Genomic DNA, 22,886 nt, shown 5'->3' with positions numbered 1-22,886 from the left:
CGGCACCCGGCACCCGGCACCCGGCACCCGGCACCCGGCACCCGGCACCCGGCACCCGGCACCCGGCACCCGGCACCCGGCACCCGGCACCCGGCACCCGGCACCGCGTCGGGCGCGGGTTCCCCGTGGGGAGGGGGTTCATCCGTGCCGGTTTGGAACGTTACGGGATAGTTATCGTTGGTACGCCCACAAAACTCCCGCCTCAGTTGTCACACATAAAGGAGAAAAAGCACATATCCCAGGAGTAGCCCCCTTGAATCGCGTCCCCCGGATGCTGCCGGTCCTGGTCGCATTGGCCGCCATGACGGCCTGTGCGGCGGAGAACGTCCCCGTTGCGCAAACGCAGCAAGCCTCGGTGGTCCGGGCCGCCGGCGCGGCGAGCGTCACGGCCCCGGATGAGCCGGACAAACCGGCAAAGAAGGTCAAGCTCGATATAGCAGACATCACCCCGATGGGGGAGAAGGCGGAGAAGGTAGGCGTCGGCTTCCCGATCATCGTCACGTTCGACCGCGACGTGAAGGACCGGGCGGCCGTGGAGGCGCTGCTGGAGGTGGAGGCGGAGAAGCCGGTCGACGGCGCCTGGCGCTGGGTGTCGGCGCGCAAGGTCATCTACCGGACGAAGACGTACTGGAAGCCTCACCAGAAGGTCCTCTTCACCGCCCGCCTGTCGCAGCTCCCCGGCAACACCGGTGCCAAGGACGTCTCCCGCCGCTTCGCCGTCGGCACGTCGCAGATCTCCGTGGTCAACACCCGTAACCACCAGATGAAGGTCTACCGCGACGGCAAGCTGACCAAGAAGATCCCGATCAGCGCAGGCAGGGGCGGGCTGATCAAGAACGGCGTGGACGTCTACCTCACCACCAGCGGTGTTCACCTCACCATGGGCAAGAAGGCCGTGGAGACCATGACCTCCTCCTGGATGGGCGTGACGGATCCCAAGGATCCGCGCTACTACAAGGAGGAGATCCCGTGGGCGGTCCGCATCTCCGACAGCGGTGAGTACGTCCACCAGAGCGCCGGCTACTACCAGTTCCTCGGCCGCTCCAACCAGAGCCACGGCTGCGTGCGGGCCACCCCCGCCGGAGCCAAGTGGTTCTACGGCATCGCCCAGCGCGGCGACGTCGTCAAGATCACCGGTACGAAGCGCAAGCTGCAGTGGAACAACGGCTGGAGCTACTGGCAGCTGAACTGGACCCAGTGGAAGAAGGGCAGCGCCCTGAAGGGCTGACCCCGTAAAGACATCAGGGCCGCCCTCCCAAGGCCAGGGAGGGCGGCCCTGCGGCCGTCAGGGGGCCGGTCAGAGCTTGTCGATGGGCGCGTACGCCAGCAGCAGCGTCTTCTCCCCGCCGCTGCCAAAGTCGATCTTGACCTTGGTCTTCTCCGCCACCCCGTCCACGGACACCACCGTGCCCAGCCCGAACGCGTCATGCGTCACCCGGTCGCCGGGCGCCAGCGAAGGCACCTTCCGCCCGCCGGTCTTGGCGGGTGGGCGGGCGGCGGGCTCCTTGCGGGTGGCCGCGCTCCACGCGGACTTCTCCGGATCCGTACGCCAGTCGATGAGCTGCCCCGGCACCTCGTTCACGAACCGCGAGGCCGGGTTGAACGCCGGCGCCCCCCAGGAGCTGCGTACGGCCGCCCGCGTGATGTAGAGCCGCTGCTGCGCTCTGGTGATCCCCACGTACGCCAGCCGCCGCTCCTCCTCCAGCTCCTTGGGCTCCCCGAGCGAGCGGATGTGCGGGAACACCCCGTCCTCCATGGCCGTCAGGAAGACGACGGGGAACTCCAGCCCCTTGGCGGTGTGCAGGGTCATCAGCGTGACGACCCCCTGCCCGCCGTCGGCCTCGGGGATCTGGTCGGCGTCGGCCACGAGCGACACCTGCTCCAGGAACTCCACCAGCGTCCCCTCCGGATTGGCCTCCTCGAACTCGGAGGCGACGGAGATGAGCTCGTTGAGGTTTTCCAGGCGCGACTCGTCCTGCGGGTCCTCCGACGCCTCCAGCTCGGCGCGGTAGCCGGTGGCCACCAGCACCTCCTCGGCCAGCGCCGACGGCGGCATGCCCTCGGCCTTGGCGATCAGCTCCTCGAGCATCGCGACGAACTCGCGTACGGCGTTGAGCGAGCGCGTGGCCATCCCGTACGCCTCGTCGGCCCTGCGCAGCGCGTCCCAGAACGGGATGCGCTCGCGCGACGACAGCGCCTCGACCATCGCCTCGGCGCGGTCGCCGATGCCGCGCTTGGGCACGTTGAGGATGCGGCGCAGCGAGACCACGTCGGCCGGGTTGGCCAGCACGCGCAGGTACGCCAGCAGGTCCTTGACCTCCTTGCGCTCGTAGAAGCGCACGCCCCCGACCACCTTGTACGGAAGCCCGGTGCGGATGAAGATCTCCTCGAACACACGGGAGGCCGCGTTGGTCCGGTAGAAGACGGCCACCTCGCCCGGCTTGACGTCTTCCTCGTCGCTGAGCCGGTCGACCTCCTGGGCCACGAACATGGCCTCGTCGTGCTCGTTGTCGGCGACATATCCCACGATCTTGGGCCCGTCGCCCTGGTCGGACCAGAGGTTCTTGGGCTTGCGCGACTCGTTGCGCGCGATGACCGCGTTGGCGGCGGCCAGGATGTTCTGGGTGGAGCGGTAGTTCTGCTCCAGCAGGATGGTGCGCGCGTCCGGATAGTCGCGCTCGAACTCCAGGATGTTGCGGATCGTCGCGCCGCGGAAGGCGTAGATGGACTGGTCGGCGTCGCCCACCACGCACAGCTCGGACATGTCGGAGCCCGTCCGGACCAGCTCGCCGTCGGTCGTGCGCAGCTCGGGATGCCCGACCAGCTCCCTGATCAGGATGTACTGGGCGTGGTTGGTGTCCTGGTATTCGTCGACCAGCACGTGCCTGAACCGCATCCGGTAGTGCTCGGCCACGTCGGGGAAGAGCTGGAACAACGTCACCGTGTTCATGATGATGTCGTCGAAGTCCATCGCGCCGGCCTCGGTCAGCTTGAGCTGATAGGCCTTGTACGCCTGCGCCAGCGTCTTCTCCAGGTGCGAGCCCGCCTTGTCGAGCGCGGTCTCGTAGTCGATCAGCTCGTTCTTGAAGTTGCTGACCTGGGCCGAGAAGGAGCGCGGCGGGTAACGCTTGGGATCGAGCTCCATCTCCCTGCAGACCATGGCCATGAGCCGCTGCGAGTCGGCCTGGTCGTAGATCGAGAAGCTCGACGGGAACCCCAGCCGCTTGGCCTCCCGCCGCAGGATGCGCATGCAGGCGCTGTGGAACGTCATCACCCACATCGCCCTGGACCGCGGGCCGACCAGCTTGTCGATGCGCTCCTTCATCTCGCGGGCGGCCTTGTTGGTGAAGGTGATCGCCAGGATCTCGCCCGGGTGCACCTCACGCTCGGCCAGCAGGTACGCGATGCGATGCGTGAGCACCCGCGTCTTCCCGGAGCCCGCCCCCGCCACGATGAGCAGCGGACTGCCATGATGGATCACGGCCTCGCGCTGCTGAGGGTTGAGGCCGTCGAGCAGAGGGTGGTCAACAGAGACTTGGGTCGGCACCTACCTAGGTTAAGACGCCCCACCGACAATCGGCGCCCGGAATGCCTTCGGCGGAGGGCCGGTTGTCTTTTCGTAGAACTTCAGAAAGGGGAGTCATGCTGCCGGAAGCCGAGATCAACCGGGTCCTCGTGGTGACCGCCCATCCGGACGACGTCGACTTCGGCGCGGCGGGGAGCGTGGCGCTGTTCGTCGACAAGGGCGTCGAGGTCACGTACCTGCTGGTCACGGATGGCGACGCGGGCGGCAACGAACGTACGTTGGACAACTCCGGCATGGCCGAGCTCCGCAGGACCGAACAGCGGGCCGCCGCCAAGGCGGTCGGCGTCACCGACGTGCGGTTCCTCGGCTACAAGGACGGGCTCGTGGTGCCCTCGATCGAGCTGAGGCGCGACATCTCCCGCGTGATCCGTCAGGTCAGGCCGGACCTGGTCATCACCCACCACCCCGATCGCAACTACCACAATGTCGCCCCCAGCCACCCCGACCACCGCGCGGTGGGCGGCTCCGCCCTGGACGCCGTCTACCCGGACGCCCGCAACCCCTACGCCTTCCCCGAACTGGTGCGGGAGGAGGGCCTGGAGGCGTGGACCGTACGTGAGGTCTGGCTGACGGGCGGCTCGACCCCCAACCACTGGGTGGACGTCACCGAGGCCATGGACCGCAAGCTCGCGGCCCTGCAGTCACATGTGAGCCAGGTCGCCCACGTGGAGGGGTTCGTCGACTTCGTCAAGACCCGCTTCGCCGCCTGGGCCGACCAGGCCGGCTTCGCCTCGGGCCACTACGCGGAGGCCTTCCAGGTCGTCCCCACGGGCTGACCCTCCCTAGGGCACCGACCCTGGGGACACGACCCAGAGCGAGGGCTGGCCGGTGACCTCGGAGATCACGTCGAAGTCCCGGTCGTAATGCAGGATCGTCGCCCCGTGCACCTCGGCACAGGCGGCGATCAGCAGGTCGCTCGGTCCGACGGCCCGGTGGTGCGATTTGCGCGCGAGGATCGCCTGGACGTCCAGCGCCCGGGCGGCCGCCTCCTTCTCATGGATCGACAGGAGGCGGAAGCCCTCGCGCAGGTAGTGGGCGTCGCGCTCGTAGCCCGCCGGGTCACGCGCGCTGAAGAGGACCTCAAGCTGCGTGACCTCGCAGATGGCCAGCATCTTGTCGAGCATGAGCGGCTCGAGTGCCCGGTGGACCGCCGGGTGCGGCATGCGCGCCAGTGCGCTCTTGTCGATGAGGTAGACCACGCCGGTGGCTACCACGCATGCTTCATGATCTCCGGATCCAGAAGATCGGAGTAGTCCCGGGTGCGCCAGTATTCGAACGCTTCGCGACGCTTTGCCCTTTCGGCGATCTCCTCCAGGGCCGCGTTCACCGTCTCCTTCATGGTCGAAGTCCCCAACTCGTGCTGGGCGACCTCCAGCAGCTCCTTGTCGATGTCGATTACCGTACGCATGCAACACCACCTCCGTGCCTCCATCGTATATCAGAACTCATGATCTTGATATACGCATTTCCCGACCTCGGGAAGCGCGCGCTGGAGACGTTAAAGCATCGAGGTGGAGCGTGTATGGAACGCTCCAATCGAAGGTGAAGGATCTTCCCCCTTCAGGTCAGGAATCCTCATCCTCGGCTGATCAAAGATCCACCGGAGTGCCGGAAATGCTCACGTTCCGTCACTTTCGCTTGGCGGCGAGGCGAGCGAAGAGATAGCCGAAGGAATTGGTGGCCAGGTGCAGCATGGCCGGGGTCAGGAGGCCGCCGCGGCGCCGGAGCTCGCAGAACAGCACCCCGGCCGCCGCCGTGGACACCACGCTTCCCGCCACCACCCGCGCCGTGTCCAGGCGGGCCGGGGAGTCGGCCGACGTCAGGGCGCCGAGGGCGGGGTTGGCGTGGGCCATGTCGATGGCCGGGAGGATGTGCCAGAGGCCGAACAGGGACGACGAGATCGCCGTGGCGGCCACCGTGCCGTGATCCTTGCGCAGCATCGCGTACAGGGCGCCCCGGAAACCCACCTCCTCCAGCAGGACCGTGCCCAGCGGGACCTGGAGCAGGGCCTCCTCCAGGACGCGGGCGCGCGAGAGCGACAGGGCACGCTCGTCGTGGAAGAGCTGCCTGGTGCGGGGGTTGGCGATGCCGACGGCGTAAACGGCCGCCACCGCCGCCGCCAGCGCGCCTCCCGCCACGGCGCCGCGCCGGCCGTGCTCGAACCCGAGCTCCTTCCACGACAGGCCGGACCTGCGGGCCGCCGCCACCAGGGCGGCGGTCGCGGCGGCCGAGGTCAGGGGGGCCAGGCGGGGGGCCACCTTGTTGTTCAGGAGGTTGGCTGCGGCGAGGATCGCGATCGAGCGGAGCAACACCCTTGCCAGGCTACGTCGCCCACCTCATCTTCGCCCACGCACTACGCACTCCACCCACCCCGCCGGCTCCGCCCACGCTCACGCGCTCGGCTTCGCCTACGCCGCCGGCTCCGCTCACGCTCACGGGGTCGGCTTCGCCCGCGTCGCCGGCCGATTGGCGTCAGGAGGCGGCTGGGCGGCGCCAGCCTGTGGGGAAGCGGCTGCGGCGGCGCTCCTCCGGGGTGAGGCCGCCCCAGATGCCCTCCGACTCGCCCGAACGTAACGCGTACGCGCGGCACTCCTCGATGACCTGGCAGCGCGCGCAGACCGCTTTGGCGCGGGCCTCCTGCAAGGGGGTGGGGGCGAGGGGGAAGAAGAGGTCAGGGTCGCTGGATCTGCACGCACCCCTTCGCAGCCAGCCGATCTCCTCCAATGGCATGGGTCAACGGTAGAGCGTGGGCATGATCAGATACATCATCCTCTGGGTTGACCCGCGTATACATCCTGGGGTCCGATCCGCGCCCCTCGTGTACGCCCCGGTCAGCATGCGTTCACGCCGTCCCGGTAGCCGGTCGCGAACGACGTCTGGCGCTGCTCGGCCGTCCCGTGAGCCGACGGGTTCAGCCAGTCGTCCGTCGGGTCGCCCGCCGCCTCCAGGCTCGTGAGCAGCTCGTCCTCGTCGCCCGGTTGCGTGTCGAGCACGCCCGAGCGCACGAGCGCCGAGAGGGTCCCGCCCGCATAACAGTCGGCCTGGAGCTCCATTTGTACGTTGAGCTGGAAGTTCGTCTGGAGCTGCGCCTGGATCGCGTGCCCGAACTCGTGGGGAATGATCACATAGACCGACCCGTCGCCCATCTCGTTCCAGAGCGACTCCATCCAGGTCTGGTCAAAGGCGATGAAGTGGCCGATGGGGCAGTAGAAGGCGTTGTTCGGGACGGCGGGCTCGTTGCCGCAGCTGGGTCCGGAGTTCCCGGAGTAGGGGACGAAGTCGGAGATAGGCCGATAAGTCCGCCCGCTCTGCTGGAACTGCCGGGTCCAGAACGCCTCCGTCAGCGTACGGGCTGTGCGCACATCGTCCTCGAACGAGTCGGCCCCCTGGGTGTCCATGGACGGCCGCCTGCCCAGACCGCAGGCGCCGACCAGGAGGACCAGGGCGAGGACCAGGATGCGCTTCACGGGCTTCACTCGTCCCAAGTGTGCACGGGTTCGTTGGTGTGCATCCGCTCGACGTACTCGAGCGTCATGGACCGCAACGCCTCGTGCCGGTCCCCGGAGACTTCTTCGTGCGCGCGCACGCGTTCCACCTGCCAGCTCGCCCCCGTACGGCCGGTCAGGCAGCGCCCCTCGATGATGCCGAGCAGCCGGTCGGCCACGGGACCGTCCACGCCCCACCTGGCCAGCCCCTCGCGCGCCATGGGCAGCAGGCGCCGCAGGATCAGCTCGGCCGCTGGCACCTCACCCATGCCCGGCCAGTACAGCCGCGCGTCCAGCCCGTGCCGCGCCGCCGCGCCGAGGTTGTCCTCCGCCGCCTGGAACGACATCTGGCTCCAGATCGGCCGCTCGGTGTACGGCAGCACGCGCATCAACCCGTAGTAGAACGCCGCGTTCGCCGCGATGTCGGCCACGGTGGGCCCGGCGGGCAGCACGCGGTTCTCCACGCGCAGGTGCGGCACCCCGTCCACCACCGCGTACACCGGCCGGTTCCACCGGTAGATCGTGCCGTTGTGCAGGGTCAGCTCGTGCAGGTGGGGGATGCGGCCCTGTTCGAGCTCGGTACGGGGGTCCTCGTCCTCGCACAGGGGCAGCAGGGCCGGGTAATAGCTGACGTTCTCCTCGAACAGGTCGAAGACGCTCGTGATCCACCGCTCCCCGAACCACACCCTCGGCCGCACGCCCTGCGTCTTCAGCTCGGCCGGCCGCGTGTCCGTGGCCTGCTCGAACAGGGTGATCCTGGTCTCCCGGTGCAACTCCTTGCCGAACAGGTACGGGGAGTTGGCCGCCACCGCCACCTGAGGCCCGGCGATGGCCTGGGCCGCGTTCCAGTGCGAGGCGAACGCGTCGGGGCTGACCTGCAGATGCAGTTGCACGCTCGTGCACGCGGCCTCGGGGGCGACGCTGTCCGCGTGGGTGTCCAGGCGCTCGACGCCCTCGATGGCCAGGTGCAGGTCCTCGCCCCGGGCCGCGAAGATCTGCTCGTTGAGCAGGCGGTAGCGGGGGTTCGCGGAGAGCGTGCCCTCGCCGATGTCCTGCTCGCGCAGCGTGGGCAGGATGCCGATCAGTACGAGGTGACCGTCCTGGGAGCGGGCGCGTTCCTCGGCGTGGTTGAGCCGTGTCCTGACGTCGTCCTCCAGGCGGAGCGCGCCGTCGCCGCCCAGCTCCTGCGGCTCGATGTTGATCTCGATGTTGAACTGTCCCAGCTCCGTGGCCCAGTCCGGCTGCTCGATCGCGGCCAGCACCTGGGCGTTGCGCATGGCCGCCTCGCCGTACGCGTCCACGATGTTGAGCTCGATCTCCAGGCCGGCGAGGGGGCGCTCGACCTCAAAGCGGGACTCGCGCAACATCTGGGCGAAGACGTCGAGGCATCGATACACCTTTTCCCGATATTTCCGTCGGTCGTCCCGGCTGAAGACGACGCTTGGCACGTCTCTTCCCATATCAGGAAATGTCGCACGCCAACCCAGGACCAACAAGCCCAGACGATGTGGTCGAGGTGCGGTGGCGAGTTCGGCTGTGACGCCGGGGCGTGTCTGCGCTGATGGCGGTGGGGCTCCTGCGGCGCGGTGGCGAGGTCGGTTATAGGAGCGGTCCGGGGGGTTGGGGCGTAGTTCTGGCTTGGCTGTGAGGGGCGGAGTCGCGCCGAGTGCGGTTCGGGGTACGGCGTGATGGGGGGAGGAGCGGAGGCGCAAGTGAGCCGGACCCAGCCGGACAAGCTGATCAAGGGGTGCAGGGCTGTTCGTGTTTGAGCGTGCATGACATGGGTCTGGTCACGTCATCGCCGGAGTGCGGATTCGACGGCACGTGTGCACGCAGGGGTAGTCCTCGCTCGGCGTATCGCTGTCGCACCGGGTCCGCTCTGCTCGGGTTCCGGCTTGGTCAGTGGGGCTGCGTTGTGCATCTGCCGAGGCTAATCGCGCACATGTTCTACCCGGCAGCGCAAACGCTTGGTATCTTTGTGATCACACAACGTGAAAACCGGGAGAGTGAGTGCCAGTCATGTCGGCGTGCCCGTTCGACCGCGATCCGCAGGTGCCGACCGTGTGGTGCCCTCGTCGGTCGGCTATGGACCACGACGGCATCACGGCGGAGGTCGGCGAGCATGGCTGAGCTGCGCCTGATCGCCCCCGCCTTCGTCGTGTCCGGCCCATCCGGTGTGGCCGTCCGCGACCGGCTCAAGCGCCTCACGCCTGAGGACGACAGAGTGTTGCGGCTGGTCGGCGCGCATCTGGGCACGCTGGCCTCCGCCGATCTGAAAACCAGGTGCGCCGACGGGCTGGGGCACTCCTCTGACACCTGGGCGGCGCGCAAGCGCGAGTTGACCGTGCAGTCGTCGGCGCGCTGGGCCGGGGCCATCACCAAAGCGTCCCACGATCAGTGGGCGCTGGCCCGCCGCTGCCAGACCGACCACATCCGCGACCTCTCCGCCGCCATAGTCACGATCACCCGTCGGCTGTCCCAGCCCGTCGGGAAGAAGGGCACCCGCAAGGAGCCGGGCGGCTACCGCTCGACGCAGGAGTGGTTCGCCAAGTCCCGCCGCCTGCACCTCCTGCAAGACCGGCTCGCCCGCCAGCGGGCCGACCGCCAAGCCGGGCGGGTGCGTGTGGTGCGAGGCGGTAAACAGCTCGCCCGCGCCCGGCACAACCTCGCCCAGGCACAGCTCGCCGAACCGGAGTGGCGGCAGCGGTGGGAGGCCGAGCGCTGGTTCCTGGCCGCCGACGGCGAGTCCGGCAAACGCTTCGGTAACGAGACCATCCGCATCACCCCCGACGGCCAGGTGTCAATCAAGATGCCCGCGCCGCTGGCGCAGCACGCGAACGCGCCGCACGGCCGCTACGTGCTCGCCGCCCGGGTGCGTTTCGCCCATCGCGGCACCGAGTGGGCGGATCGGATCGAGGCCAACCGGGCCGTGGCCTACCGCATCCACCTGGACGCGGCGCGCGGACGCTGGTACATCACCGCCTCCTGGCAGCGACCTGCTTTCCCAGCCATCCCCATGGCTGCCGCGCTCGCCCACGGGGTGATCGGCGTGGACACCAACGCCGACCACCTGGCCGCCTGGCGCCTGGACGCCCACGGCAACCCCATCGGCAACCCCCGCCGCTTCGCCTACGACCTGTCCGGGTCGGCAGACCATCGTGACGCCCAGGTCCGCCACGCCCTGACTCAGCTGCTGCACTGGGCACGCACCTGCGGCGTGAACGCCATCGCCATCGAGGACCTCGACTTCCGCGCGGAGAAAACTCGGGAGAAACACGGCCGCCGCAAACGCTTCCGCAAGCTCATCTCCGACATGCCCACGAGCAAGCTCCGGGCCCGGCTCACCTCGATGGCTGACCAGACGGGTATCGCGATCATCGCCGCCGACCCGGCCTACACCTCCAAGTGGGGCGCCCAGCACTGGCAAAAGCCCCTCACCACCACAGAACGCACGACCACCCGCCACGACGCAGCCGCCGTGGCGATCGGCAGACGCGCCCAAGGGCACCCGATCCGGCGACGGACGGCACCGCCCCCTGCTCACCGGAGCGATGGACAGGGGCATCGGACCGTCCAGGCCGGACCGGACGTCCGCGGGCGTGAGGGACCCCGCCCCCGCATCCCCGGACCACGGACACGATCCGTGCCGCCCGGACGCGGCGCGTACGCGGGCGACCAGAACGCTCAACACCGTTCGGAGCGTTCGGCTGAGCATATACAACTCATGCTCAGTCTCTAGGTACGGTGCTGGGATGCGTGTATTGATTACTGGCGGGGCGGGATATATCGGGAGCACGGTCGCGTCGGCGTGCCTCGATGCCGGGATCGAGCCCGTCATTCTCGACAACCTCATCACGGGCAGGCGCGAGTTCGCGAAGGGGCGGGCGTTCTATGAAGGGGATATCAGCGACGGCCCGCTGATTGACAAGATATTCGCCGAATATCCGGATATTGAGGCCGTAGTCCACTGTGCCGCGCTCATTGTGGTCCCCGACTCCGTCGCCGACCCCATCGGCTACTACCGCGCGAACGTCACCAAGAGCCTCGAGTTCGTCGATCACCTGATCCGCAACGGCTGCACCCGGATGATCTTCAGCTCCTCCGCGTCCATCTACCGCACGGGCGACGACCACACGGTGAACGAGGACTCCCCCCTCGACCCCCAGAGCCCGTACGCGCGGACCAAGGCGGTCTGCGAGGCCATGTTCGCCGACATCGCCGCAGGCCGCCCGATCAGGATCCTCTCCCTGCGCTACTTCAACCCGATCGGCGCCGACCCCGAGATGCGCACCGGTCTGCAACTGCGGCGGCCCAGCCACGCCCTCGGCAAGATGATCGAGGCGTACGAGGACGGCATCCCCTTCCGGATCACCGGCACCGGCTACCCGACCAGGGACGGCACGGGCATCCGCGACTACGTCCACGTCTGGGACCTGGCGACGGCGCACGTGGCGGCGCTGCGGCGGTTCGACGAGCTGGACGTCGACGTGATCAACCTGGGCACCGGCGCCGGCACCACCGTCCGTGAGCTGGCCGAGGCGTTCAACCGCGTCGTCGACCGTCCGATCGAGGTCGTCGAGACCGACCCGCGCCCCGGCGACGTGGCCGGCGCCTACACCCGCAGCGACCGCGCCCGCAGCCTGCTGGACTGGCAGGCCCGCTACTCCGTCGAGGAGGGCATCAGGCATTCGCTCGAATGGGCGGGCCTGCGGGAGTCCCGGCTCGAGTAGACCCCGGTCCTGAGGCGGAGTACAGTTCGTACACGAATAGTTCGTACACGAAAGAAGTGATGGAAGAAGCGGAGGCGGCCCGCGAGGTCGCGCGGCTCTACCCTGCGATCTACCGGCGGTTCAAGGCGTCCAAGCGACCGGTCGCGGCCGGGCTGACCGCCAGGATGCACGCCGTGCTCGGCCACCTGCAGGCCGCCGGGCCGCTCACCCTGAGCGAGCTGGCCGAGCACCTGCAACTGTCCAAGGCCGCGACGACCGAGCTGGTCAACCGGGTCGAGGAACGCGGCCTGGTGGGCAGGATCAGGGACGAGCGCGACCGGCGGCGGGTGTTCGTGTGGGTCACGGACGAAGGGCGGGCGGCCTTCGCGGCGGCCGCGCCGCGGGTGCTCGAGGACGACCTGCTGGCGCGGGCCGTACGTCAGATGACGTCCCAGGAGCGCGAAGGGCTCGTCACGGGGCTCCGGGCGCTCCTCAGGGGCGAAGACCCAGGAGAGGACGAGCCGTGAACTGTCAGAGCTGCGGGATGCCCATGCGGACCGCCGACGACCACGCCCCCGGTCACCCGGACAGCACGTGGTGCCGGATGTGCGCCAAGCCGGACGGGACGCTGCAGGACTTCGACGAGCGGTTCGAGCGCATGGTGCAGTGGCAGACCCAGCGCACCGGCCAGGCCAGGGCCGAGGCCGAGGAGGCCACCAGGGCCTACATGCGCTCGATGCCCGCCTGGCGCGGCCACCCGAGGCTCGCGTCATGAGGATCCTCGGCGTCGACAACATCCTGGTCGGGGTCGCGGACCTGGCGCGGGCCCGGGAGTTCTACGGGGGTGTGCTGGGGTTGGAGGAGAAGTTCGCGACGGGGGAGCTGGCGCTGTTCGCGATCGGGGAGGAGACCCCTGGGCTGCTGGTACGGGTCCAGGAGGGCGGGCCGGGCTCCATGCGCGTATGGCTGGAGGTGCCCGATGCCCGCGCGGCGGCCGATGAGCTGGGGATCGAGCCGTTCGAGGTGTTCACGGGGTGGACGGTCGAGGTCGCCGACCCCTGGGGGAACATCATCGGCCTGACCGACTACACGAAACAGCCTCACTTGGCCCGCGCGGGCTGAGGACCGCCTGTCGGGAGGAGAGCGCCTCGTTCGGGAGGATCCGCAGTTCCTGCAGCATCTCGTCAATGAGCACTTCCGAGCTGGTCACCAGCTTCTCGGGCGGGGCTTCGTCACCTTGTGGCCCCGCCCAGGCACGAACCGGCTCTTCAGCGCCTTCACCGGATCAGAGGTCGGGTGCGGCGGTGACCAGCGCCGTGGCGGCCACCGCCGCCGCCAGAACTCGCCTATGCGCAGGAGAAAGCCTCCTCCCACCCGGCGGGCGGAAGGAGGCGGAGAGGGCTACTCAGTTGGTGAGCGAGTTCAGGGAGTTGTTCGGGATCTCCAGCGGAACGTCGCTGTCCTCACCGAGGTCGTCCACGTCGACCCACAGGTCCTTGGCCGGAGCCTTGATCTTGACCTTGGATCCCCACCCGAGGTACCGGGTCTCGGTCTCGGAGCGGGTCTTGCCCAGGACGCCGAAGTCCAGGCTCCAGCCCGAGGTGAGCGCGGTGACCAGGCCCTTGGAGTTGACCTTCAGCGCGTAGTCAATCTTGATCTTGCCGATCGTGCCGGACAGCTTCTGGCCGTAGGCCTTGGCCAGTTCGCTGTACGTGAGGGCGCCCTTGTACGTGCCGCCCTTGAAGCTCTTGGCACGCGACACCAGCGTCTTCAGCACCTTCGGCTCGAAGATGTCGAGGATCTGGTTGTAGGTGCCGCCGGTCGCCTCGCCACCGCCGTAGCGAACCCACTTCTTGCCCTCGGGCAGGTCCTCGGTGAACAGCCCGCCCTGAACATAGCTGTAGCCGCCGACCGTGATGATGCGCGGCGGGGCGAGCGCGGCCGCAAGGCTCTTGTCCTTGCTGGGCCTGCGGGTCCGGACATCGCTCGCGACGATTCCGGACTTGCCGAACTCGAAAGAGCCGAGCGTCGTGCTGACCCCGATGCTCTTGCCGTCCATGGACATCCGGGTCTTCTCGGAGATCCGTACACCGTGCCCCGCGACGAACTGCTTCTTGAGCGCCTTCACCGGGTCCACCGGCGCGGCCTGCGCGGCAGGTGTGGCGGTAACGAGCGCTGCGGCCGTGGTTAACGCCAAGCCCGCGAGAATTCGCTTCATACGATTTCCCCGTTCGATTCAAAAGGAGAGGGAGCAGAAGCCTGCCAATAGAAGATCACGACCATATATCGACAGCCCGGGCACGCGATGCCAAAACGGTGCATTTTTCGTGCAGGGTCGGTCTGGAGAAGTGAGATGACCGTCACAGAGCGGAAGAACCATGCCCCCATGACCTGTGCAGGTCAAGCTTCGGGCTAGGCTTTACCGGCGGAAACGCCCGGCACGCACGGGTTGCCCGGGGCGTCGAACATCAGTCGGAAAAGCAGGGCGCGAACCCGACAGAGGGCGAGCGACCAAACGGAAGAGGACGGACCCTCGTGGACCTGTTCGAACATCAGGCGAAGGAACTCTTCGCCGACTACGGCATCCCGGTGCCACGCGGCATCGTCGCACACAACGTGGAGGAGGCGCGGTCGGCCGCCGAGGAGCTGACCGGCCGCGTTGTCGTCAAGGCCCAGGTCAAGACCGGTGGCCGAGGCAAAGCCGGAGGCGTCAAGGTGGCCGACGACGCGGCCGACGCCGTGACGAAGGCCGAAGCCATCCTCGGCATGGACATCAAGGGCCACACGGTCCACAAGGTCCTCGTCGAGGAGGCCAGCGCGATCGCGGAGGAGTACTACTTCTCCTTCCTGCTCGACCGCGCGAACCGTACCTTCCTCGCCATCTGCTCCGCCGCGGGCGGTATGGACATCGAAGAGGTCGCCCACACCGCGCCCGAGAAGGTCGCCAAGGTGCCGGTCTCGGCGCTGACCGGCATCGACCGCGCGAAGGCCCGCGAGATCGCGGTGGCCGGCGGCCTGCCGGAGAAGGCGCTCGACGGCGCCGCCGACCTCATCGAGAAGCTCTGGTGCTGCTTCGTCGACGAGGACGCCACGCTCGTCGAGGTCAACCCCATGATCCTGTCGGCCGACGGCCAGGTCAAGGCCCTCGACGGCAAGGTCACGCTCGACGACAACGCCGGCTTCCGCCAGACCGACCACGAGGCGCTCGCCGACAAGGCGGCCGAGGACCCGCTCGAGGCCAAGGCCAAGGAGAAGGACCTCAACTACGTCAAGCTCGACGGTGACGTCGGCATCATCGGCAACGGCGCGGGCCTGGTCATGTCCACGCTCGACGTGGTGGCCTACGCGGGCGAGCAGTTCCCCGGCAAGCCGTCCCCCGCGAACTTCCTCGACATCGGCGGCGGCGCCTCGGCCGAGGTCATGGCCGCGGGCCTGGAGATCATCCTCTCTGACCCGAGCGTCAAGTCGATCTTCGTGAACGTCTTCGGCGGCATCACCGCCTGCGACGCCGTCGCCAACGGCATCGTCTCGGCGTTCAAGCTGCTGGAGAGCCGCGGCGAGGCTGTGACCCACCCGCTCGTGGTCCGCCTCGACGGCAACAACGCCCAGCTCGGGCGGCAGATCCTGGCCGACGCCGCGCTCCCGCGGGTCGAGCTGGTAGACACGATGGACGACGCGGCCAAGCGTGCCGCCGAGCTCGCTGCGGTAGGTGCGTGACCCATGGCCATCTGGTTGACTGAGAACAGCAAGATCATCGTTCAGGGCATGACCGGTGGTGAGGGCACCAAGCACACCCGCCGCATGCTCGCCTCCGGCGCCCGCGTCGTCGGCGGCGTGAACGCCCGCAAGGCCGGCATCACGCACGAGGGCCTGCCGGTGTTCGGGACGGTCAAGGACGCCATGGAGAAGACCGGCGCCGACGTGTCGGTCGTGTTCGTGCCGCCGGCGTTCACCAAGGACGCGGTCATCGAGGCCATCGACGCCGAGATCCCGCTGTGCGTGGTGATCACCGAGGGCGTCCCGGTCCACGACAGCACCGCGTTCTGGGCGTACGCCGTCTCCAAGGGCAACAAGACCCGCATCATCGGCCCCAACTGCCCCGGCATCGCCTCCCCCGGTGCCTCCAACGCGGGCATCATCCCGGCCGACATCACCACCGCGGGCCGCATCGGCCTGGTCTCGAAGTCGGGCACGCTGACGTACCAGCTGATGTACGAGCTGCGTGACTTCGGCTTCTCGACCGCTGTGGGCATCGGTGGCGACCCCGTCATCGGCACGACCCACATCGACGCGCTCCAGGCGTTCCAGGAGGACCCGGGCACCGACGCGATCGTCATGATCGGCGAGATCGGCGGTGACGCCGAGGAGCGGGCGGCCGCCTACATCGAGCAGCACGTCACCAAGCCGGTCGTGGCCTACGTCGCGGGCTTCACCGCCCCCGAGGGCAAGACCATGGGCCACGCCGGCGCCATCGTGTCGGGCTCCGCGGGCACCGCCCAGGCCAAGAAGGAGGCCCTGGAGAAGGTCGGCGTCCGCGTCGGCAAGACCCCCTCCGAGACCGCCCGCCTCATGCGCGAGATCATGCAGGCACGCTGATCACCGGGTTTCCGTTTTCCGAAAGCCCCGTGCGGTTCGCACCGCACGGGGCTTTCCCCTCCCCATCTTTTACGCTTGCGGCGGGCAACCCACCCGCCGCACGTGGCCGGCCCCTGTCCAGGGAGACGGTCACGAGGTGCGCGGGGCCGGCCGCCGTTACGCCGCCCCGTGGGCCGTCTCCGTGGCCGGTTCGGGGCCCGGAGGACAAATCGGGTGTAGTTCGACGCCACAAAGTGGGTGGACGGCGGCGCGTCAACCAAGCGCCGGTCGGGAAACCTTGAGAAAATCGCCTACTGTGACGGCGATTCTCGACCAGTTGCGTGCTGCCCCCCGGTCGATGCTAGGCAAGCTCCCCGGGAGCTCGGGCGACGACGACGAGACGAGGCGGCCGCTACCCGTGTCCGGGATGCTGGCCGCCGCCGCCACGCTGGGCGTCGGGCTGGCCGCGCTCACCACGCTCACCCTCGTCGGCTGGATCGCCGCGCCGCGCGGCACGCTGGGCACGGGGCTGCCGGGAGTGTTCCGCACGGCGGCGCAGCTCTGGCTGGCCGCGCACCACGCCGGGTTCGCGATCCAGGGCGGGCGGGTCGGGCTGCTGCCACTGGGGCTGATCGTGCTGCCCGCCGTGCTCCTCTACCGCGCCGGGCGGTGGATGGCCCGCGACGCCGACCTGCGGCTGCGGCTGCCCGCCCGGCTGCCGAAGAACAGCCCCAAGGAGCAGGCCGGAGCCCGTCGCCGCGCCCAGCTCGCCGTGGTCGTCCAGGCGGGGGTGTCGCTGGCGGCGCCGTACGCGCTGCTCGCGGGGTTGATCGCGCTCGCGGCGAGCAACGAGATCACGCAGCCGTTCATCGGCGAGGCGTTGCTCAGCCACTTCGTGCTGGCGTTCCTGGCGGGGTCGCTGGCCACGGCGCGGATGATCGGGCCCTGGCGGGTGATGCTGCGGCTGCTGCCCGAGCGCATACGCGCGCTCACCGTCGGCACGGCGGTCGCCACGGCGTTGCTGCTCGTGGCCGGGCTCGCGCTGGTGCTGGTCGCCATCGTGCTGAACTTCGGGCAGGTCAAGGAGCTGTCCGACGTGCTCTCGCCGGGGCTCGTCGGCGGCGTGCTGCTGTTGCTGCTGCAGCTCCTCTACCTGCTGAACGCCGTCGTCTGGGCCTCGTCCTACATCGCCGGGCCCGGGTTCGCGATCGGCGCCGAGACCCTGGTCGCGCCCACGGGGGTGCAGCTCGGCACGGTGCCGAGCCTGCCGCTGCTGGGGGCGTTGCCGGAGAGCGGGCCCGTGCCGGGGTGGATGATGGCGGTGGTCGCGGTGCCGTTCGCGGCTGGGGCCGTCGCGGGGGTCATGGTGGCCCGGATCTCGCCGTCGCCCTCCTACGAGGCGGCGCCGCTGTGGGGGTTCCTCAGCGGGGTCGTCACCGGGCTCGTGGCGGGACTGCTGGCGGCACTCTCCGGCGGGCCCATCGGCGGCGGGCGGCTGGCCACGATCGGGCCCTCGCCCTGGGAGGTGGCGCTCTCCGTCGCGGTGGAGGTCGGCGTGGCCGCGGGCATCTCCGCCGGCGTGGCCAACCTGCTGCTGCTCAACAAGCGCGCCCGCACGCCGCTCGACAAGGCGGCCGCCCCCGTACGCAAGGCCGGGGCCGCCATCGCCAAGGCGGCGAGCAAGGTCGGCCTGGCCGAGTCGGACCCGCGCCCGCTGCCCGGCCACTGGATGGACGCCACCGAGGCCGACACTCAGGAGATCCCGGTCATCCGGGACGACTGGCAGGACGAGCACGCCTCAGCCGAGGCAGAGACGCTGGCCCAGGCCCGCCCGCGCCTGCCGCAGCCCGACCGCCCGCCCCGCAAGGACATCGTGGACGAGTCGGACGACCGCGGCGGCCACGTCATCTACCTCGACCCGTACGCCTGGGACCGCGACTGACCCGCGTCCGGCTCAGGGCTGCACGGTGCCGAGCAGCTGCAGCACGTCGGCGGGCAGCTTGCGCTGGGCCGCGTCCCTGAACTGCGTGAAGCACTCGCCCTGCGCCGAAACGGTCCCCGCGCCCTTCATGCACTCCTGGTAGGCCGAGTATTCGTCCATCAGGTACAGCTGCATCCCCGTGGCCATGGCCGACAGCGCCAGCGCGATCGAGGAGACCGTGATGCCGCCCACGGCGACGCCTGCGGACCGGCCCGCGGACTTCAGCAGCGGCAGCGCCCGGATCCCCGCCACGAGCGCGAACAGCGCCATGACCAGGCCTGCGAGCGGCAACATGAACGTCATGGCCAGCGCTGCGATGGACAACCAGATCGCTCGGCGACCCGCCGAATCGGCGGGCTGCTGGCCTGCCGGTGCCTGCACCGGTGTCGACACCTGACCTCCTCTGCGTCGCCGGGCGAGGAACCGATATTCTGACACCCCCACCCTGTTTCCTCATTGGAGTGTGCGTGTCAAAGGCTGGGCGGCTCGTCGTCCTCGTCTCCGGCTCTGGAACCAACCTACAGGCCCTGCTGGACGCTTCCGCCGACCCGTCGTACGGGGTTCGCGTGGTCGCGGTCGGTGCGGACAGGGATGGGATCGAAGGGCTGGCCAGGGCAACGAGGGCACAAGTCCCAACTTTCGTTGAAAAATTGGGCGATTATGCGACGCGGGCGGAATGGGATTCCGCCATCGCGGCCAGAATCGCCGCGTACGAGCCTGACCTGGTGGTGTCGGCGGGTTTCATGAAAATTCTGGGGCCGCCGACCCTCGACGCCTTTCCCGTGCTGAACACGCACCCCGCGCTGCTGCCGTCGTTCCCCGGCGCGCACGGCGTGCGGGACGCGCTCGCCCACGGGGTCAAGGTGACCGGCTGCACGGTGATGCTGGCCGACTCCGGCGTCGACACCGGTCCGATCGTCGCCCAGGAGGCGGTGTCCGTACTCCCGGACGACGACGAGGCGGTCCTGCACGAGCGCATCAAGACCGTCGAGCGGCGCCTGCTCGTCGAGATCGTCGGCCGGATGGCTCGCGAGGGCTGGACGGTCAGCGGACGCCAGGTCCGCATCGGCAACCTAACAGGAGGGGAATCCACGTGACACGCATCGCCATCCGGCGCGCGCTGATCGCTGTTTACGACAAGTCCGGGCTCGAGGAGCTGGCCAGAGCCCTCGACGGCGCCGGGGTGGAGATCGTCTCGACCGGTGGCACGGCCGCCGCGATCTCGTCGTTCGGGATCCCGGTGACCAAGGTCGAGCAGCTCACCGGGTTCCCGGAGTGCCTGGACGGGCGGGTCAAGACGCTGCACCCGCGCGTGCACGCCGGCCTGCTGGCCGACGTCACCAAGCCGCACCACGTGTCCCAGCTGGAGGAGCTGGAGATCGACCCGTTCCAGCTGGTCGTGGTCAACCTCTACCCGTTCCAGGAGACGGTGGCCTCCGGCGCGTCCGACGAGGAGTGCGTCGAGCAGATCGACATCGGCGGGCCCGCCATGATCCGCGGCGCCGCCAAGAACCACAACACCTGCGCCGTCGTGGTCGACCCCGGGTTCTACGGCGACGTGCTCAACGCGCTGACCGAGGGCGGCTTCACGCTGGCCGAGCGCAGGGGGCTGGCGGGCATCGCGTACGCGCACACGGCCTCGTACGACGTGGCGGTGGCCAACTGGTTCGCGCGGACGTACGGGGAGGACCGGTTCCCGGCCTTCACAGGGGCGACGTACGAGCGCAAGGCCACGCTGCGCTACGGCGAGAACCCGCACCAGAGCGCCGCCCTCTACACGGCCGGCACGAGCGGGCTGGCCAACGCCGAGCAGCTGCACGGCAAGGAGATGTCGTACAACAACTACCTCGACTCCGACGCCGCCTGGCGGGCCGCCTGGGACTTCAGTGAGCCGTGCGTGGCCATCATCAAGCACCAGAACCCGTGCGGCATCGCCATCGGCGCCGACGTGGCCGAGGCGCACCGCAAGGCGCACGCGTGCGACCCCGTCTCGGCGTACGGCGGCGTGATCGCCGTCAACCGCGAGGTCACGGCCGAGCTGGCCCGGCAGATCGCCGACATCTTCACCGAAGTCGTCATCGCGCCGTCTTACGCGGCGGAGGCGCTGGAGGTCCTGCGGGCCAAGAAGAACCTGCGCCTGCTGGAGTGCCCGGAGGGGCCGTCGCGGCAGGTGGAGCTTCGCGAGATCGACGGCGGCGTCCTGGCGCAGTCCGTGGACAAGGTGGACGCGTCCGGCGACTCGGCCGCGCAGTGGGAGCTCAAGACCGGCACCCCGGCTTCGCCCGAGCAACTGGCGGACCTGGAGTTCGCCTGGCGCGCCTGCCGCTCGGTGAAGTCCAACGCCATCCTGCTGGCCAGCGACGGGGCGACGGTGGGCGTGGGCATGGGCCAGGTCAACCGGGTCGACTCGTGCCGCCTGGCGGTCTCCAGGGCGGGCGAGCGCGCGGAGGGGGCGGTCGCGGCCTCGGACGCGTACTTCCCGTTCCCGGACGGGGCTCAGGTGCTGATCGACGCGGGCGTCCGGTTCATCGTGGAGCCCGGCGGCTCAATCCGGGACGAACTAGTCATCGAGGCCGCCGAAAAGGCCGGCATCACCCTCTACTTCACCGGCACCCGCCACTTCTTCCACTAACCCACCCACGGCAGCCCGCACCCTCACCACCTCAGGGCCAGAACCCGCCTCTGGCCCTCACTCACCTCACCCCGGTGGCCGTGCGAGGACCTCCGTGTCGCTCGGGGGTTCGTAGGGCGAGGCAGGGGACCTCCGTGCCGCCTGGAGCGTTCGCCGGGTACGGCGGACACCATCACCTCGCTCGGAAGGGGTCGTCGTGCACGGAGGGCTCGGGGGCATTCGCTGAGTACGGCGGGGGCCGCTGTGTCGCTCACGGTGGGGATCGCGGTGTTACCCAGGGCGGGACGATCGCCGTGCGAGGGGCACCGGATTTGTCGACGCCCACGAGTCGGCGGTCCCGGCGCTCATTGCGTGATGATCGTCCGATGTCGTCTCAATCGTCCGCTAAAGAGCTGCATTGACGATCATGTTGTCGTTTGGCCGTTTTATGGGCAAGCACGCGCCGGCTGCGGTTACCCTGAGTGCCACCCCTAGCTCGCCCAATCCCACGGAGCCCCTCTTGCTCGAGTTGATCCTGCAGGTCTTCGTCACCATGAACGGCATTGCCACCAGCCCCTTCGTCCTCCTGGTGCTCGCCCTGATCGGGGCCTACCTCGGCAGCCGCGTGGTGGAGATCATCCCGATCACCCGCCGGATCATCGAACGTCGCGAAGCCCAGGCCGCCGAACGCGAGTAACCCACCGCTCCACCCCCACGGGCTGAACGTGATCGGCGCCTCCGCCGGTACGCCATCGATCGATCGCGTACCGACAGGAGGCGCTCAAAGGCCGCCTAACGGGCCATAGACGCCAAACGGGCTGCTCCCGCCAGGGCTGCGTCCACGCCAAGGGTGCTCTGATGGACCTGCACCACCCGGACGAACGCCAGCCCGGCCACGTCATCGAGGATCCGCTCCAGCGGATCGAACAGCACCTTCCCGGCCGCCGACACGCCACCCCCGATGACCACGGTGGTGATCTCGACCGCGGCCGCCGTTGAGGCGATCATTCCGGCCAGCGCCCGCGCGCCGCGTTCGAACGCCGCCACCGCGACCGGATCGCCCGCTGCCGCGTCCCTGGCGAGTGCTCGGGCGTCCGCCTTCTCCTCAGGTCCATCGAGGGCGGGGGACCAGCCGTTGTCCAAGGCCCAGCGGGCGAGGTTGGGTCCGCTGGCGTAGCGCTCGACACAGCCCCGGCCGCCGCACTCGCACCGCTCGCCGTTGGGGTCGATGGACATGTGACCGACATGTCCGGCATTCCCGGTCGGTCCCAGGAGCGGCATGCCGTCGATCACCAATCCGCCGCCGATCCCGGTGGACACGACGATGCCGAGCAGGGACGTACTGTCGCGTCCCGCTCCCAGCCAGTGCTCGCCGAGCGCGAAGCACTGTGCGTCGCCGGCGAGCACGGTGGGCAGCCCTGTCAGCTTCCGCACCTCCTCGCGCAGGGGGAATCCGCGCCAGCTGGGCATGTTCACCGGGCTCACCGTCCCGGCGGTCAGGTCCAGCGGGCCGGCGCATCCGATCCCGACGGCTTCCGGTGGCGGGCCGCCCTCGGTCACTTCCGTGATGAGAGCCGCCAGGGCGGACATGACGTCCGTACGCGGCGTGGGCCGTGTACCGGAACGCAACACGGAACCTTCCTCGTCCACCAGCGCGGCGGCGAGCTTGGTCCCTCCGATGTCGATGGCAAGTACGTAGTTCATCAATGTTTGTGGTGGTTGTCGGGCTGGCGGGGGTCGCCAGGGTGTTCGAGTCCGGGCACGAGTTCGACCTTCTTGGCGCGCATGTTGCTGGCGCCCGCAACACTAAGCCCTTCCAAGATCAATGACAACGATGTCAATGATTACCTGTGGATAACCGGGGCTGGCTACCTGGTTTCTGTGGATAACTTGTGGATACCCCGGCCCAGGATGGGCTCTCGGGGGCAAGGGCGGGTGG

Annotated in this window: 23 protein-coding genes; 13 read left to right on the top strand and 10 right to left on the bottom strand. The window is 69.1% G+C overall.

The window, feature by feature from the left end:
* Nucleotides 1-253: 253 nt before the first annotated feature.
* Nucleotides 254-1,228: a L,D-transpeptidase gene (locus ACWDRB_RS16185; RefSeq protein WP_449894462.1), complete on the top strand. Its 975-nt coding sequence runs from the start codon at nt 254-256 to the stop codon at nt 1,226-1,228.
* Between the two features lie 69 nt (nt 1,229-1,297).
* Here the strand turns inward: ACWDRB_RS16185 and pcrA are convergent, their stop codons facing one another.
* Complete coding sequence (gene pcrA / locus ACWDRB_RS16180; RefSeq protein ID WP_449894460.1) at nt 1,298-3,547, bottom strand: DNA helicase PcrA; 2,250 nt, start codon at nt 3,545-3,547, stop codon at nt 1,298-1,300.
* A 95-nt stretch (nt 3,548-3,642) separates the two neighbouring features.
* Between pcrA and ACWDRB_RS16175 the strand changes: the two genes are divergently transcribed.
* Nucleotides 3,643-4,362 carry a PIG-L deacetylase family protein gene (locus ACWDRB_RS16175; protein WP_350731177.1) on the top strand — a complete coding sequence of 240 codons (720 nt, stop codon included), beginning with the start codon at nt 3,643-3,645 and terminating at the stop codon, nt 4,360-4,362.
* A 6-nt stretch (nt 4,363-4,368) separates the two neighbouring features.
* Here ACWDRB_RS16175 and ACWDRB_RS16170 read toward each other — a convergent pair whose 3' ends face one another.
* The 6 genes from ACWDRB_RS16170 to ACWDRB_RS16145 form a co-directional block, all read right to left on the bottom strand.
* Complete coding sequence (locus ACWDRB_RS16170) at nt 4,369-4,800, bottom strand: PIN domain nuclease (RefSeq protein WP_350731179.1); 432 nt, start codon at nt 4,798-4,800, stop codon at nt 4,369-4,371.
* Nucleotides 4,794-4,994, bottom strand: a complete 201-nt coding sequence (locus tag ACWDRB_RS16165; RefSeq protein WP_364243537.1) for a type II toxin-antitoxin system VapB family antitoxin — start codon at nt 4,992-4,994, stop codon at nt 4,794-4,796. Before ACWDRB_RS16165 ends, ACWDRB_RS16170 begins: the two co-directional genes overlap by 7 nt.
* A 220-nt stretch (nt 4,995-5,214) precedes the next feature.
* Nucleotides 5,215-5,898, bottom strand: coding sequence for a CPBP family intramembrane glutamic endopeptidase (locus ACWDRB_RS16160; protein ID WP_449894457.1), 684 nt, complete (start codon nt 5,896-5,898; stop codon nt 5,215-5,217).
* Nucleotides 5,899-6,058: 160 nt separating this feature from the next.
* On the bottom strand, nt 6,059-6,316 hold the full coding sequence (locus ACWDRB_RS16155) for a WhiB family transcriptional regulator (protein WP_192790004.1): 258 nt from the start codon (nt 6,314-6,316) through the stop codon (nt 6,059-6,061).
* Between the two features lie 101 nt (nt 6,317-6,417).
* Nucleotides 6,418-7,062 carry a neutral zinc metallopeptidase gene (locus tag ACWDRB_RS16150; RefSeq protein ID WP_449894455.1) on the bottom strand — a complete coding sequence of 215 codons (645 nt, stop codon included), beginning with the start codon at nt 7,060-7,062 and terminating at the stop codon, nt 6,418-6,420.
* A complete protein-coding gene (locus ACWDRB_RS16145) occupies nt 7,059-8,519 on the bottom strand; it encodes a glutamate--cysteine ligase (protein WP_449894453.1) in 1,461 nt (486 codons plus the stop codon). The genes ACWDRB_RS16150 and ACWDRB_RS16145 overlap by 4 nt, the downstream gene beginning before the upstream one ends.
* Nucleotides 8,520-9,193: 674 nt before the next feature.
* Between ACWDRB_RS16145 and ACWDRB_RS16140 the strand changes: the two genes are divergently transcribed.
* The 5 genes from ACWDRB_RS16140 to ACWDRB_RS16120 are packed head-to-tail and all read left to right on the top strand — an operon-like array spanning nt 9,194 to nt 12,902.
* Nucleotides 9,194-10,810: an IS200/IS605 family accessory protein TnpB-related protein gene (locus ACWDRB_RS16140; protein ID WP_449894451.1), complete on the top strand. Its 1,617-nt coding sequence runs from the start codon at nt 9,194-9,196 to the stop codon at nt 10,808-10,810.
* Nucleotides 10,811-10,823: 13 nt separating this feature from the next.
* Entirely contained in the window at nt 10,824-11,801 is a 978-nt protein-coding gene (gene galE / locus ACWDRB_RS16135; protein ID WP_449894449.1) for a UDP-glucose 4-epimerase GalE, read from the top strand.
* A 59-nt stretch (nt 11,802-11,860) separates the two neighbouring features.
* Nucleotides 11,861-12,307: a MarR family winged helix-turn-helix transcriptional regulator gene (locus tag ACWDRB_RS16130; protein ID WP_449894447.1), complete on the top strand. Its 447-nt coding sequence runs from the start codon at nt 11,861-11,863 to the stop codon at nt 12,305-12,307.
* Nucleotides 12,304-12,555, top strand: coding sequence for a zinc ribbon domain-containing protein (locus ACWDRB_RS16125; RefSeq protein ID WP_449894445.1), 252 nt, complete (start codon nt 12,304-12,306; stop codon nt 12,553-12,555). Before ACWDRB_RS16130 ends, ACWDRB_RS16125 begins: the two co-directional genes overlap by 4 nt.
* A complete protein-coding gene (locus ACWDRB_RS16120; RefSeq protein ID WP_449894443.1) occupies nt 12,552-12,902 on the top strand; it encodes a VOC family protein in 351 nt (116 codons plus the stop codon). The genes ACWDRB_RS16125 and ACWDRB_RS16120 overlap by 4 nt, the downstream gene beginning before the upstream one ends.
* Before the next feature lie 283 nt (nt 12,903-13,185).
* Here ACWDRB_RS16120 and ACWDRB_RS16115 read toward each other — a convergent pair whose 3' ends face one another.
* Complete coding sequence (locus ACWDRB_RS16115; protein WP_449894440.1) at nt 13,186-13,998, bottom strand: hypothetical protein; 813 nt, start codon at nt 13,996-13,998, stop codon at nt 13,186-13,188.
* A gap of 317 nt (nt 13,999-14,315) precedes the next feature.
* Here ACWDRB_RS16115 and sucC point away from each other — a divergent pair, with 317 nt between their 5' ends.
* The 3 genes from sucC to ACWDRB_RS16100 all read left to right on the top strand — a co-directional run bounded on the left by sucC (nt 14,316) and on the right by ACWDRB_RS16100 (nt 18,297).
* On the top strand, nt 14,316-15,497 hold the full coding sequence (gene sucC, locus ACWDRB_RS16110; RefSeq protein ID WP_363962282.1) for an ADP-forming succinate--CoA ligase subunit beta: 1,182 nt from the start codon (nt 14,316-14,318) through the stop codon (nt 15,495-15,497).
* A gap of 3 nt (nt 15,498-15,500) precedes the next feature.
* Complete coding sequence (sucD, locus tag ACWDRB_RS16105; RefSeq protein WP_350731199.1) at nt 15,501-16,376, top strand: succinate--CoA ligase subunit alpha; 876 nt, start codon at nt 15,501-15,503, stop codon at nt 16,374-16,376.
* A gap of 295 nt (nt 16,377-16,671) precedes the next feature.
* Nucleotides 16,672-18,297 (top strand): cell division protein PerM, encoded by a 1,626-nt coding sequence (locus ACWDRB_RS16100; protein WP_355190411.1) that lies wholly within the window; start codon nt 16,672-16,674, stop codon nt 18,295-18,297.
* A 12-nt stretch (nt 18,298-18,309) separates the two neighbouring features.
* Here ACWDRB_RS16100 and ACWDRB_RS16095 read toward each other — a convergent pair whose 3' ends face one another.
* Nucleotides 18,310-18,729, bottom strand: a complete 420-nt coding sequence (locus ACWDRB_RS16095) for a hypothetical protein (RefSeq protein WP_449894438.1) — start codon at nt 18,727-18,729, stop codon at nt 18,310-18,312.
* Between the two features lie 74 nt (nt 18,730-18,803).
* Here ACWDRB_RS16095 and purN point away from each other — a divergent pair, with 74 nt between their 5' ends.
* The 3 genes from purN (at nt 18,804) to ACWDRB_RS16080 (ending at nt 21,644) form a co-directional block, all read left to right on the top strand.
* The gene (gene purN / locus ACWDRB_RS16090; protein ID WP_350731205.1) at nt 18,804-19,433 is read left to right on the top strand and encodes a phosphoribosylglycinamide formyltransferase; all 630 of its coding nucleotides are present in this window, start codon (nt 18,804-18,806) and stop codon (nt 19,431-19,433) included.
* Nucleotides 19,430-20,968, top strand: coding sequence for a bifunctional phosphoribosylaminoimidazolecarboxamide formyltransferase/IMP cyclohydrolase (gene purH / locus ACWDRB_RS16085; RefSeq protein WP_449894437.1), 1,539 nt, complete (start codon nt 19,430-19,432; stop codon nt 20,966-20,968). Before purN ends, purH begins: the two co-directional genes overlap by 4 nt.
* A 397-nt stretch (nt 20,969-21,365) precedes the next feature.
* Nucleotides 21,366-21,644, top strand: a complete 279-nt coding sequence (locus ACWDRB_RS16080) for a hypothetical protein (RefSeq protein WP_449894436.1) — start codon at nt 21,366-21,368, stop codon at nt 21,642-21,644.
* Nucleotides 21,645-21,739: 95 nt separating this feature from the next.
* Here the strand turns inward: ACWDRB_RS16080 and ACWDRB_RS16075 are convergent, their stop codons facing one another.
* Nucleotides 21,740-22,651 (bottom strand): ROK family protein, encoded by a 912-nt coding sequence (locus ACWDRB_RS16075; RefSeq protein WP_449894434.1) that lies wholly within the window; start codon nt 22,649-22,651, stop codon nt 21,740-21,742.
* Nucleotides 22,652-22,886: the final 235 nt, after the last annotated feature.

The sequence above is a fragment of the Nonomuraea sp. NPDC003707 genome (assembly GCF_053587055.1).
Note: the sequence above shows the minus strand (reverse complement) of the source record. Positions and strands in the feature narration are given on the sequence as shown.

Bases quoted from the DNA above. Each gene is read 5' to 3' on its own strand.
- ACWDRB_RS16175 (WP_350731177.1), top strand. From the start codon at position 3,643: ATGCTGCCGGAAGCCGAGATCAACCGGGTCCTCGTGGTGACCGCCCAT.
- ACWDRB_RS16165 (WP_364243537.1), bottom strand. From the start codon at position 4,994: ATGCGTACGGTAATCGACATCGACAAGGAGCTGCTGGAGGTCGCCCAG.
- ACWDRB_RS16155 (WP_192790004.1), bottom strand. From the start codon at position 6,316: ATGCCATTGGAGGAGATCGGCTGGCTGCGAAGGGGTGCGTGCAGATCC.
- ACWDRB_RS16140 (WP_449894451.1), top strand. From the start codon at position 9,194: ATGGCTGAGCTGCGCCTGATCGCCCCCGCCTTCGTCGTGTCCGGCCCA.
- galE (WP_449894449.1), top strand. From the start codon at position 10,824: ATGCGTGTATTGATTACTGGCGGGGCGGGATATATCGGGAGCACGGTC.
- ACWDRB_RS16130 (WP_449894447.1), top strand. From the start codon at position 11,861: ATGGAAGAAGCGGAGGCGGCCCGCGAGGTCGCGCGGCTCTACCCTGCG.
- ACWDRB_RS16120 (WP_449894443.1), top strand. From the start codon at position 12,552: ATGAGGATCCTCGGCGTCGACAACATCCTGGTCGGGGTCGCGGACCTG.
- ACWDRB_RS16115 (WP_449894440.1), bottom strand. From the start codon at position 13,998: ATGAAGCGAATTCTCGCGGGCTTGGCGTTAACCACGGCCGCAGCGCTC.
- sucD (WP_350731199.1), top strand. From the start codon at position 15,501: ATGGCCATCTGGTTGACTGAGAACAGCAAGATCATCGTTCAGGGCATG.
- ACWDRB_RS16075 (WP_449894434.1), bottom strand. From the start codon at position 22,651: ATGAACTACGTACTTGCCATCGACATCGGAGGGACCAAGCTCGCCGCC.